Raw genomic sequence first — 12,128 nt, 5'->3', positions numbered from 1 at the left:
ATCAGATATTATTGATACGCTAATAAAAAGGTTTTAGTTGCTATTTTTTATAAACATTTTCATAAAGACCACAGTAAATCAGCATAAATGATATACCCTTAACTTGAGCTAAGTGGTGTTGTAGTAAATGGATATTCAGTTAGATACAGGGGAAAGTAATGAAATACAGAGTGTTAGGTGTAATGGTTATAATATTAGCTGTATTCGTATCAGCGTGCTCTCCGTCAACTCCCCATCAAGCAATTGGTACCTTAGAGCGTGATAGGGTCACCTTTACCGCCACCGCCAATGAAATTATCCGCGAACTTCCCGTTGTTGAAGGCAGCCTAGTTACTGCGGGGCAAGTGTTAGTGCGCCTCGACACCCAAAATCAACAAGCAATACTCGCCCGAGCGAAAGCTAATGAGGCCAAAGCCATGGCGTATTTACTTAAGCTGACCAATGGTGAGCGCCCAGAAGATATCGCTGCAGCGCAAGCCAATGTAGCTCAAGCTGAAGCGCTATTTGTTGAGACACAAAAAAGCTATCGCCGTCAGGTTGAACTCGTCGCCCGCAAGTTAGTCAGCCAATCCGATTTAGACTCTGCCTTAGCCAGTCGAGACAAAGCTCAAGCCGCTTTAAACTCAGCGAAAGAAGAGTTTAGTAAGCTCACGGCAGGCTCTAGAGTTGAAGATATTGAGCAAGCGAAAGCTGAGTTAGATGCCAATCGTGCTGAAGTGGCATTGCAAACCCAAAAGCTGGCAGAGCTGACTATTGTTGCCACGCGTGATGGTATTTTAGATAACTTGCCTTATAACCTAGGTGAACGAGTATCTACTAATAGCGTGGTTGCTGTCATGCTAGCAAACCGAGTGCCTTACGCACGAGTATACGTACCTGCACCTTATCGAACTCAATTTACCCCAGGCAAACAGGTAACCGTTCATGTTGATGGGGTTGAAAATAGCTTAACGGGTCGAGTGCGCTGGGTTTCCCATGAAGCTTCTTTTACACCTTACTACGCGTTAACCGAAAACGAGCGAGCTAGATTAATGTACCTTGCTGAAGTTGACTTAGAAGAGGCCGCTGCTCAGCTTCCATCAGGTGTGCCAGCGCAAGTTGATTTAAGTACATTTGCCGTTAGCGGAGATTAATCATGAGTGATTACGTGATTGATGCAACCAATGTGGTGAAAAAGTTTGCCGACTTTAGTGCCATTGATAACGTCACTCTGCGGGTGCCAAAAGGCTGTATTTATGGTTTTTTAGGCCCCAATGGTTGCGGTAAGTCCACCATGATAAGGGTGTTAACTGGTTTGCTTAGTCCGACGGCAGGTGAGGTTGAAGTGCTGGGGTTAGCTGTTCCGAAACAAGCAGAGCAACTGCGGTTAAAAATTGGTTATATGACGCAAAAATTCTCGCTCTATGATGATTTATCTGTTGAAGAAAACATGCAGTTTATTGGACAAATATTTGGCATGAATAGCGCTTTTCTGCGCCAGCGGATTGAACAGCAATTAATTACCTACGGCTTAGATGCTTTGCGTCAGCAGCGGGTTGCAGGTATGAGTGGTGGTCAAAAACAGCGTTTATCATTGGCATGTGCCACCATGCATAATCCTGAGTTATTGTTTTTAGATGAGCCAACATCGGCAGTGGATCCACAAAATAGGCGCGATTTTTGGGAGCAATTGTTCGACTTGTCAGAGCAAGGCACCACCATTTTGGTGACAACTCATTACATGGATGAAGCTGAACGCTGCCATCGATTAGCGATTATGGAAAGCGGTCAAATCCGTGCCGATGGAGAGCCAGAAACCTTAATGCGTGAAATGGGCGTCAATGTCATCGAGGTTTACGCGCCTAATCTAAGGGCGTTAAAGCTTAAATTGATGGACTGTCAGCAAGTGCGATCAGCAGCGCAGCAAGGGATTCGTTTGCGGGTATTGATTTATCAAGATGTTATCGATCCTATTCAGTGGTTAAAAACTACATTCACGGAATTGAGTAAGGCTGAAATAAACCTTACTCGACCAAGCCTTGAAGATGTGTTTGTGTGTGTGACAGGCAAGGGGCGCCAATGATTTCTTTTTTGCGCATGAAAGCGGTTATTGTCAAAGAGTTTAGGCAGTTATCTCGGGATAGGATCACCTTTGGCATGGTGGTGATGATCCCATTAATCCAGCTGTTATTATTTGGCTACGCTATCAATACCGATATCAGACAAATTCCTATCGCTGTCGTTGATCAAAGCCAGAGTACTGCTGGACGAGTGATTATCGAGTCGGTGAAGGTGACGCAGGTTGTTGACGTGGTGCAGCGTTATGCCACTGTGCAAGAGGCGGAATTAGCCATTAAACAAGGTGTCGTGCGGGCGGCACTGATTTTGCCTAATGATTTAACCCAGCGGATAATGCAGCAGCGGGTTTTAGGTCAATGGATTGTTGATGGTTCAGATACCATGATCAGCTCAGCCATTTTGGCTTTGCAATCAATGCCGTTAACTGACTTTGATTTTGATATCCGTCCGCAGACAGTAAAAACGTTTGAAGTGGTGTTGTATTACAACCCCACCCGACGATCTGCGGTCAACATTGTTCCGGGATTATTGGGGATTATTCTCACTATGACGATGATCTTATTTACCAGTACCGCCATTGTGAGAGAGCGAGAGCGGGGGAATTTAGAGCTATTAATTACGACACCGATCCATCCCATGGAGTTAATGATAGCCAAAATTGTGCCGTACATTTTTGTCGGTCTGGTGCAAGTGGGGATTATTCTGGGCCTCGGTCATGGCATCTTTGATGTCCCAATAAATGGCTCTTTAGCACAAATTTTATTGGGTACTTTGTTATTTATTGCCGCCAGTTTAACCCTTGGGTTAATGATATCAACCGTCGCCAAAACCCAGTTACAAGCCATGCAAATGACAGTGTTTGTGTTATTACCTTCTATTTTGTTATCGGGCTTTATGTTTCCCTATGAAGGCATGCCTGTGGTGGCACAGTGGATTTCAGAAGCCTTACCAGCCACCCACTTTATGCGCTTGATCCGCGGCGTGGTATTACGAGAGGCGGATCTCATCGATTTATGGCCTGATACGTTATGGTTAGCAGGTTTTACCTTGTTCGGATTAATGATTGCCGCTAGTCGCTTTAATAAGAATTTGGATTAAATTGCCGTTGTTAGTTTGATTATAGGCCGTGCAACTTTAGCGCCTTATGATGTAGCAATTATTAAGCAAAGTTAGGACAACAAACCTGAACTCGTTATTTCGAGTTCAGGTTTTTACTCATGTTAACCAAACTCACCGCTGACATAACCTCGAGTTCGGCTATCAACTGGGTGTTGGAATAAGGTAGCGGTATCCGCGTGTTCAACTAACTCACCCATCCAGAAGAAGGCGGTTTTATCTGAAATCCGTTTGGCCTGATTCATTGAGTGAGTCACAATTACAATAGTGAACTTTTTACGTAACTCATCCATCAACTCTTCAATTTTATGAGTGGCGATTGGATCAAGCGCACTGGTTGGTTCATCCATTAAAATCACTTCAGGTTGCATGGCTATGGCTCGCGCAATACATAAACGCTGTTGCTGACCACCAGATAAACCTAATGCTGGACTATGCAGGCGTTCTTTTACTTCATCCCACAATGCAGCACCACGTAATGACTCTTCAACCATATCAGCAATCACTTGTTGGTCTTTTTCACCTTGAGCTTTTAGGCCAAAGGCAACATTGTCATAAATACTCATCGGGAATGGGTTAGGCTTTTGAAATACCATGCCCACTCGCATCCGCAGTTGTTTTACATCAATGTCTGAATAAATGTTTTCGCCTTCAAACAGCACATCGCCATTAATGGTGACGCCAGCCACTAAGTCATTCATTCGGTTTAAAGTACGCAGTAGGGTGGATTTACCACAACCTGACGGGCCAATTAATGCCGTGACCTGTTTGGCGGGAATAGGCAATGAAATATTTTTCAGCGCATGGTTTTCGCCGTAGAAAAGGTTGAGATTGTTGACTTCAAGCTTGTTCATTTTAAATTGCCTTAATGTGTATGTTTATCAAATCGTGTTGCGATAAATTTAGTGATTAGGTTTAGTATCAGTACTAATACAATCAAAATGGTGGCAGTGGCATAAGCCTGATCCCACTCATGTTGAGTAAATAATTCTTGGGTGAGTTTATATAGGTGTACGGTTAGGGTGCGGCCTGAATCTAATACTGACTCTGGAATTTGCGTTACCATACCTGCGGTTAAAAATACTGGTGCTGATTCACCAATAACGCGTCCAGTACTCAAAATAATAGAGGTCACAATACCCGGTAATGCGTTAGGTAAAATTAGTCGCCAAATGGTATATATTTTTGAACTACCCAGTGCATAACCACCTTCACGGTAGCTCATAGGGACAGCCATTAACGCTTCTTCTGTGGTGCGAATAATTACCGGTAAAATAAGCATCGATAATGTCAATGAACCCGCAAGGATTGAGAAACCAAGGCCGAGCACAGTCACAAAGAAGGTCATGCCGAATAGACCGTAAACAATCGATGGGATACCCGCTAACGATTCAACACAAAAACGGATCAACTCAACCAATTTGCTGCCAGGTTTTGCATATTCGGTTAGGTAAATCGCCGTCATAATACCTAATGGCGCCGCGATACTCAGTGATAGGCCAACCATATATACGGTTGATACTATCATCGCCCAAATTCCTGATGCTTCACCAATACGGGTGTAGCTACTGGTGATAAACTCCCAACTGACATGGCTTAAGCCGTTAGATAAAATGTGCCATACAACCCAGAGTAAAAAGACGATGGTTAACGCAGCAGATGCCCAAACCCCAGCCAGTGCAGCTTTATCTTTAAAATCGCGGTTTTGCTTATTCGATAGCTGAGTCATTATGCATGTCCTCTTTTACGGTTCAGATAAAGTAGTCCAGCATTCAAACAAACAATAAAGGCTAATAAGACAATGCCGGTGGCATATAAAGCGCTTGAATGGATACCTGTGGCATAAGACATTTCCATGGCGATGTTAGCCGTTAATGAACGTGCAGGTTCAAGTAGTGAACCAGGCATAGCAGGAGCGTTTCCCATCACCATGATAATGGCCATGGTTTCACCTATGGCGCGAGCGACACCTAAAGCTACACCGGTATAAATTCCGCTCTTGGCTGCTGGAATTAATACGTTAAAAATACTGTAAATGTGCGAGGCACCTAGGGCCAATGCCCCTTCTTTATAAGTCGGGGTGAGTGCACGTATCGACGTTTCAGAAATAGTAATAACCGTTGGCAAAATCATGATCGCCAACACGATAACTCCAGCTAATAAGGTGTTACCAGCAGGAATATTAAACAGTGTTTCAATGGCTGGCACGATAACAATCAAACCGAAAAAACCATAAACCACCGAAGGGATACCCGCTAATAGCTCAACAGCAGGTCTGACAATATTAGCTAGCCACTTGGGGGCAATTTCCGCTAAGAATACCGCTGTCATAATCGCCACTGGAACACCAATTAGTACTGCGCCCATGGTTGAGGCAAGAGAAGCAACAATCATTGAGGCTATACCGTAAAGAGCTGGTGGTAGCCACTCTTTACCGAAAATGATGTTTAATACTCCCGCTTCTTTAAATGCAGGTAATCCTTCATAGAAAACAAACCAGCCAATAGTGATGACAGATACCACGCCAACCATGGCGCTGAGAAAAAATAACCCGTGAAAGAGCATTTCTACCCAATCAATTTTCTTGGCAGGAGACAGTGATACATTTGTCGTCATCTCCATTTTACTAGCCGTTTCCATGTTACAACCTCTATATAATCAAAAAGCAGCATAAGAACGCATAAGCATTCTTATGCAAAACGTTCAATAACTATTACTGAACGCGGATGTAGCCTTCTTCTGCAACGATACGTTGACCGTCTTCAGACATGATGTATTCAATAAATGATTTTGCTGTTGCTGGTGCATCGTCATTCATTAAAGCAATGAATGGACGCGCAATTTGATAGTCGCCTGCGGCAATATTGTTATCTGTTGCTGCAACACCATTTACAGATAAAGCATTCAGTGAGTCATCAACACTACCGAGCGAGATATAACCGATAGCGTAAGGATTGTTAGCAACCATGGTTTTGATCATACCGTTACCGTTACCCACTTGAGCTGAAGTCGTAATGGCTGTCACTGTGTGGCCATTTACAGAACGCTGTAAGTCCATGATTTCTTCGAAAGCGCCACGAGTACCAGAACCGTTTTCTCGGGTGACCACAACGATTGGACGCGCTTCGCCGCCTACTTCGCTCCAGTTTTTGATTTCACCACGATAGATTTTAGAAATTTGCTCTTGAGTCAGGTCTTTAACAGGGTTTGCTTTATTCACTGCGGCTGCAATACCATCACGAGCAATAACAATTTCTTTTGTTTTTGGCGTTAATTCATTTGGTTTAATATTACGAGATGACATACCAATCATGCTGGTGCCGTCTTTAGCTGCACGAATACCGGCAGATGAGCCCGTGCCCTGTACTTCAACACTTTTGTTCGTCGTGTTTTGATAATTTTCAGCTAGCACTTCCATAACGTGTGCAACAGATGTTGAACCAGATACTGTTACTGTACTAGCTTGAACAAGAGGTGCTGTCATTAAGCCAACAGCAGTTAATAAACCAATCACTTTTTTCATCACAAATTCCACTTATTGTTTGTTTCAATATCCGTCTTGGATAACTGAAGTTAGGGGGCTTCTTTCAACGCTGTAATTTGAAGCGAGTGCATTAAGACAGATCAATATGACAGTAAAGTTACAGTGAGATGGGGCGTTATATTTTTTAAATGGCGCATCTAAGCTTATGTTTTAATTGTGTTATGTTGATGTTAGCACTTGTGCTTTATTAACTTTAATTTAGCAAAAAGATATGAGGTTTTCTTAAGTGGGCTAAAAGTGTGAAATGTCACGGCCAAGCTGCATGTCTGTCCGTTTTGCGTCGAAGTTTCGCTAGCATGATGGCTTGGTGTTAATTGTGGTTTAAGGCTATTTTAAGTTTGAGGGTGAGAAAAGTGTTATATTGTGCGTAAACTAATAATGGTAAATTATTTTATTAAAGTTTTATTACAGTCGGACTTAACAGTCCGTTTAGTTATAAAACTCTCTACCCTTATAACTTTGGCTTTTATTTCCAGAAGCCGATACATCAAAATGTACTTATTCAACTCCTAAGGTGGCTTTATGACAACCGAGATGATCATGATTGGAATGTCTATTCTGATTGTTATTGGCATTCTTTTACATCACCCATCTCGTACACTTGGTATTCCGTCGCTATTTATCTTCATGGGCGTTGGGTTATCACTGGGAAATGGTGAGTTCAATTTTGTTTATGACAATTTGGAAAGAACGGCTTGGATAGGTGGGCTTGCCCTGAATGTGATTGTATTTGTTGGTGGGTTGAATACTTCAACAGATAAAATCAAAGTCGCTTACAAAGAAGGCGGAGTACTGGCCTCTTTTGGGGTTATATTTACGACTATCATTTTCGCTTCAATCTTATTTTTATTGCTCGACTTTAATTTTATTACCTGTTTGCTATTTGCTGCGATAGTGTCATCAACAGATGCGGCTGCCGTATTTTCAATTCTGGAATCTAAAAAGCTCAAATTAAAAGAAGAAACCGATACGGTATTGGAGTTTGAATCAGCAACCAATGATCCCGTAGCCATGCTAATGGTGATTGTGCTGACAGAAATGGCGTTATCATCAACGCAATCAGTGTCAGTGTCGTCGTTAAGTCTTAGTTTATTCACTCAAATTGCAGTCGCAATTGTTGTGGGGTTTGCCATTGGTAAGTTGGCGGTGACTTTGCTGAATCGTATTAGTTTATCTGAATATGGTTTAATTCCGGTATTTGTTTTAGCCAGCTTTATCATTGCCACTTACGGAGCTGATATAGTGGGCGGGAATATTCTATTAGCGTCATATATTGCGGGTGTGGTGATCGGTAATGGGATTAAACGGGGACAGCAGGTTAACTTACACTTCTTTAATAGTCTGTCGTGGTTAGCGCAGGCGTTGATGTTTATTGTATTAGGGTTGCAAATTTTCCCACAAACACTGATGACAGTATTCTGGGTGTCTATCATTCCGGCACTATTATTGATATTTGTCGCTAGACCATTGGCCGTGCAGCTATGTTATTTACCCTTTGTTAAAGCTAGCTGGAAAAAACGGCTATTTATTTCCATGATTGGTTTAAAAGGTGCAACGCCAATTGTGTTTGCACTTATCCCAGCAGCGGCAGGCGTACCCGGTGCGATTGATATTGTGCATATGGTGTTCTTTTTTGTGTTGTTCTCTATTTTTATTCAAGGTGGCGCAATCGCACCTTTAGCCAATAAATTGGGTTTAGAGAAGCAAACACCGCCGAAATAGCGACGCTAGAATGCTTTCAATCACAACAAAGGTTATGAAACAGCCATACTGGCTAAGTTGTTATTGGCTGTTTCATTGGCCTCAATGCGATTCCAAACTTTGTCATGAAAGTAAAACACCACTGTATTAACCGCTGGCTCAATTAGGGCTACGGCGCCACCAATAACAATACTGCCGGTTAATAAATAGGTAATCGTAAAAGCGACGCTGAAATGCAAGATTGCAAAAGAGATGGTTTTTTTCATGATTAAAGCCTTTTCTGAATTAGTTTTTAGTTGATTTAAATGATAACAGTTCTTATTATCATTTAAAGTGTTTTTTACCAATTAACACAAAAGATTTATTCGATTAAGGTTTTTCTTGCACCAACTTAAAATTTAAAGCATTTACAATCAATGTCTTAGTGATTTTCTGTTAATGCTTGTGCTGAAATAACTTATTGGAGGATTAAGATAACCCTCCCAATGACTGCAGAGGGTTAATCTTTGAAGTTAGGTTAGTGAGCGAGTGGCGTTAATAATGCCAAGGGAATTTAGAAAAATCCTGATCGCGTTTTTCAAGAAATGCATCGCGACCTTCTTGCGCTTCTTCAGTACCATAAGCAAGACGAGTTGCTTCACCTGCAAAGAGTTGCTGACCCACTAAGCCGTCATCTGGCAAGTTAAAGCCATATTTAAGCATGCGCATTGCTGTAGGCGACTTACTATTGATTTCTTTTGCCCAAGATAATGCTTCAGTTTCTAGTTCGGCATGTGGGATAGAACGGTTTACCATGCCCATATCAAATGCTTCATCAGCAGTATAATTAAAGCCTAAGAAGAAAATCTCACGAGCACGTTTCTGACCAATCATTTTTGCTAAATAAGCACTGCCATAGCCTGAGTCAAAACTGCCCACATCGGGATCGGTTTGCTTAAATACAGCATGTTCTTTAGAGGCTAAAGTAAGGTCACATACCACATGTAAACTGTGGCCACCGCCAACAGCCCAACCAGGTACCACAGCAATAACCACTTTAGGCATAAAACGGATCAGACGTTGTACTTCTAATATGTGTAGACGTCCCATTCTTGCTATATCAGGCTTACCTTCTTCAGCACCTTCATACTTATAACCATCTTTACCACGAATGCGTTGATCGCCGCCGGCACAAAAAGAATATTGGCCCTTAGCAGATGGACCATTACCTGTAATCAATACACAGCCGACATCTGACCATTGTCTAGCATGGTCTAATGCCATATAGAGTTCGTCTACTGTTTTAGGGCGAAATGAATTTAAGCAATCAGGGCGATTAATCGCAATTCTTACCGTTCCCTGATCTTTTGCGCGGTGATAAGTGATGTCTTCAAAATTGAAACCACTAACTGTGTCCCAAAGTGATGGGTCGAATATATCAGAAACTTGTTCAGTCATTATTTTACTAGCCTTTTTCAATCAATTATCCAAAGGCTAGGCTGTATTAATATTTAGGTCAATCTAGCGAGGATAAATCTGTTAACTAAATCTTATCGCAAATAAATTGCAAATTTTCTCGACTAAACACCGGATGACTGGCTTTAGAGTTTAAGCAATATTCTTCTTTAAAGTCAGCGATAGATTCATTGTCGGTGAAAACACCGTCGAGTTCACGGATTTCAATGGTCGATAAGCGCTCGTAGATTGTTTCTTTTAGCGCAGGTATTTTAGTATCAATCCGCTGAATTTTTGTCCCCGTCATCGAGGTTAATTTTTTATCCGCAGAAATAAAAATACTTTTTACATATTCAATGGGCTCATCGAGCTTATTTGTTTCTGTTGCAAAGTAATAAATTATGCCGACTATGATGGCTAAACCTATCCAACCTCTCATTTTTATGTCCGAGTTAATGTTAGAAAGGTATATACTATTCCAGTTTCTTTGTAATGTTAATGTAGTAAGGCTGTAAAATGACAATAGAATCGAAGCCAAAAGATTATTCGAAACAAAATCGAATAAAGATTCATCAACCCGATGCCAGCAAAGCGGACCGTTTCGATCCCAGTAATAGTATCTATGTGCGAGCTGTAGACGGGCTTTGGACTCGCGTTCGTCGTCGTATGGGATGGATTTCCATGCTGTTCTTTTTAATACTGCCTTGGATCCCATGGGGAGACCGTCAAGCAGTATGGTTCAATCTTGCAGAACAAAAGTTCCACGTATTCGGTTTAACCATCTGGCCACAAGACCTCACCTTATTAGCAGCGCTGTTCATGATAGCAGCCTTCGGCTTGTTTTTTGTGACAACATATTTAGGACGAGTATGGTGTGGCTATACTTGTCCGCAAACGGTATGGACATTCATATTCATTTGGTTTGAAGAAAAAATTGAAGGTGCGCGCAATAAGCGGATCAAGCTAGACCAAATGCCCTGGAGCTTTGACAAACTATGGCGTAAAACGGCCAAGCACACCGCTTGGGTCTTGGTAGCTTTACTTACCGCGATGACGTTTGTGTCGTATTTTGTTCCCACGCGCGAAGTGTATATCGACGTATTTACCCTTAATGCTGACGGCAGTATCTATTTCTGGGTGATTTTCTTTACCCTAGCGACTTATGGTAATGCTGGTTGGATGCGTGAAATTATGTGTATTCACATGTGTCCCTATGCACGATTCCAAGCAGCCATGTTCGATAAGAATACCTATATAGTTGGTTATGATACCAAACGTGGCGAAACCCGTGGTCCTCGTTCACGCAAAGCAGATCCCAAAGAAATGGGGTTGGGCGACTGTATTGATTGCGACTTATGCGTACAAGTGTGCCCAACGGGAATTGATATCCGAAATGGTCTGCAATACGAATGTATTAACTGTGGAGCTTGTATTGATGCATGCGATAACACAATGGAGCGCATGGGCTATGACAAGGGCTTAATCAGTTACACCACTGAAAACAAATTAGATAATGTTCAAGAAAAGGTCTTAAGACCCAAACTTGTGGGTTACGGTGTCGTGCTTACCGTCATGATTCTCTTGTTCGTTTATGCAAGCGCCACCATAGCACCTGTGAGAATGGATGTTATTCGAGATCGTAATGCGTTATACCGTGAGAATAGTCGCGGCGAGATAGAAAACACCTTTACCATTAAAATACTCAACAAGACCGAATATCAACATGACTATAAATTAAGTGTTGATGGACTTGATGATGCTAAATGGATAGGACCAGACAATGTCAGCATTGCTGCCGGTGAAGTATTAACCTTACCTATTAGTGTCGCCGTCGACCCCGTCGTCTTAAAACGCAGTGTCACTAATATTAATATCGTAGTTGAAACCGAAATTAATGGTGAAAAGGTAATTACCACCCAAGAAACACGTTTCTTTGGTGAGTAATAAACAACGATAAAATAGTTAAAATCAGCATAAAAAGGGACGAATAGTCCCTTTTTTGCGCGTTATGCCCAATAATTGCGCCATCAAATCCTATTTTGCAAAAAACTTCAAAAAAGGGGTTGCGCAAAAATCTTAGCTCCCTATAATGCGCATCCACTGACACGGCACAGCGCGAAAGCAAAGCGCCATCCGAAGTTAATCACTTAGGAAGTCAGGTTGATTTGAAACATAAAGACTTCGGTTTTAACCTCAAATCAGCAGCGAAAAGAAAGTTTGAAAAAACACTTGACGCAGACACGGGAAAGCGTAGAATACGCAGCCCAAGCCAACG

Annotated in this window: 12 protein-coding genes; 5 read left to right on the top strand and 7 right to left on the bottom strand. The window is 42.0% G+C overall.

The window, feature by feature from the left end; translation table 11 throughout:
- The first annotated feature begins 158 nt into the window (after positions 1-158).
- From NE535_RS13375 to NE535_RS13365, 3 genes are read left to right on the top strand one after another with little or no spacing between them, the layout of a single operon-like run.
- Positions 159-1,133, top strand: coding sequence for an HlyD family secretion protein (locus NE535_RS13375; RefSeq protein ID WP_261299128.1), 975 nt, complete (start codon positions 159-161; stop codon positions 1,131-1,133).
- Positions 1,134-1,135: 2 nt separating this feature from the next.
- Positions 1,136-2,062: an ABC transporter ATP-binding protein gene (locus NE535_RS13370; RefSeq protein ID WP_261299127.1), complete on the top strand. Its 927-nt coding sequence runs from the start codon at positions 1,136-1,138 to the stop codon at positions 2,060-2,062.
- Positions 2,059-3,156 (top strand): ABC transporter permease, encoded by a 1,098-nt coding sequence (locus NE535_RS13365; protein ID WP_261299126.1) that lies wholly within the window; start codon positions 2,059-2,061, stop codon positions 3,154-3,156. The genes NE535_RS13370 and NE535_RS13365 overlap by 4 nt, the downstream gene beginning before the upstream one ends.
- A 122-nt stretch (positions 3,157-3,278) precedes the next feature.
- On the opposite strand, the gene pstB is transcribed toward NE535_RS13365, so the two are convergent.
- The 4 genes from pstB to NE535_RS13345 form a co-directional block, all read right to left on the bottom strand.
- Positions 3,279-4,028 (bottom strand): phosphate ABC transporter ATP-binding protein PstB, encoded by a 750-nt coding sequence (gene pstB, locus NE535_RS13360; RefSeq protein ID WP_261299125.1) that lies wholly within the window; start codon positions 4,026-4,028, stop codon positions 3,279-3,281.
- Between the two features lie 11 nt (positions 4,029-4,039).
- Entirely contained in the window at positions 4,040-4,903 is an 864-nt protein-coding gene (pstA, locus tag NE535_RS13355; protein WP_261299124.1) for a phosphate ABC transporter permease PstA, read from the bottom strand.
- Complete coding sequence (pstC, locus tag NE535_RS13350) at positions 4,903-5,814, bottom strand: phosphate ABC transporter permease subunit PstC (protein ID WP_261299123.1); 912 nt, start codon at positions 5,812-5,814, stop codon at positions 4,903-4,905. The genes pstA and pstC overlap by 1 nt, the downstream gene beginning before the upstream one ends.
- 73 nt (positions 5,815-5,887) lie before the next feature.
- A complete protein-coding gene (locus NE535_RS13345; RefSeq protein WP_261299122.1) occupies positions 5,888-6,697 on the bottom strand; it encodes a phosphate ABC transporter substrate-binding protein in 810 nt (269 codons plus the stop codon).
- 543 nt (positions 6,698-7,240) lie between these two features.
- On the opposite strand from NE535_RS13345, the gene NE535_RS13340 reads away from it, so the two are divergent.
- Positions 7,241-8,440, top strand: a complete 1,200-nt coding sequence (locus NE535_RS13340) for a potassium/proton antiporter (RefSeq protein WP_261299121.1) — start codon at positions 7,241-7,243, stop codon at positions 8,438-8,440.
- A gap of 32 nt (positions 8,441-8,472) precedes the next feature.
- Here NE535_RS13340 and NE535_RS13335 read toward each other — a convergent pair whose 3' ends face one another.
- The 3 genes from NE535_RS13335 to NE535_RS13325 all read right to left on the bottom strand — a co-directional run bounded on the left by NE535_RS13335 (position 8,473) and on the right by NE535_RS13325 (position 10,292).
- A complete protein-coding gene (locus tag NE535_RS13335; protein ID WP_261299120.1) occupies positions 8,473-8,685 on the bottom strand; it encodes a DUF2061 domain-containing protein in 213 nt (70 codons plus the stop codon).
- A gap of 268 nt (positions 8,686-8,953) precedes the next feature.
- Positions 8,954-9,856 (bottom strand): 1,4-dihydroxy-2-naphthoyl-CoA synthase, encoded by a 903-nt coding sequence (locus NE535_RS13330; protein WP_261299119.1) that lies wholly within the window; start codon positions 9,854-9,856, stop codon positions 8,954-8,956.
- An 85-nt stretch (positions 9,857-9,941) separates the two neighbouring features.
- The gene (locus NE535_RS13325; protein ID WP_261299118.1) at positions 9,942-10,292 is read right to left on the bottom strand and encodes a hypothetical protein; all 351 of its coding nucleotides are present in this window, start codon (positions 10,290-10,292) and stop codon (positions 9,942-9,944) included.
- Positions 10,293-10,369: 77 nt separating this feature from the next.
- Between NE535_RS13325 and ccoG the strand changes: the two genes are divergently transcribed.
- Positions 10,370-11,797 carry a cytochrome c oxidase accessory protein CcoG gene (gene ccoG / locus NE535_RS13320; RefSeq protein ID WP_261299117.1) on the top strand — a complete coding sequence of 476 codons (1,428 nt, stop codon included), beginning with the start codon at positions 10,370-10,372 and terminating at the stop codon, positions 11,795-11,797.
- The last annotated feature ends 331 nt before the right edge of the window (positions 11,798-12,128 follow it).

Source organism: Shewanella holmiensis, assembly GCF_025370255.1.
Taxonomy (GTDB): Bacteria; Pseudomonadota; Gammaproteobacteria; order Enterobacterales; family Shewanellaceae; genus Shewanella; species Shewanella holmiensis.
Note: the sequence above shows the minus strand (reverse complement) of the source record. Positions and strands in the feature narration are given on the sequence as shown.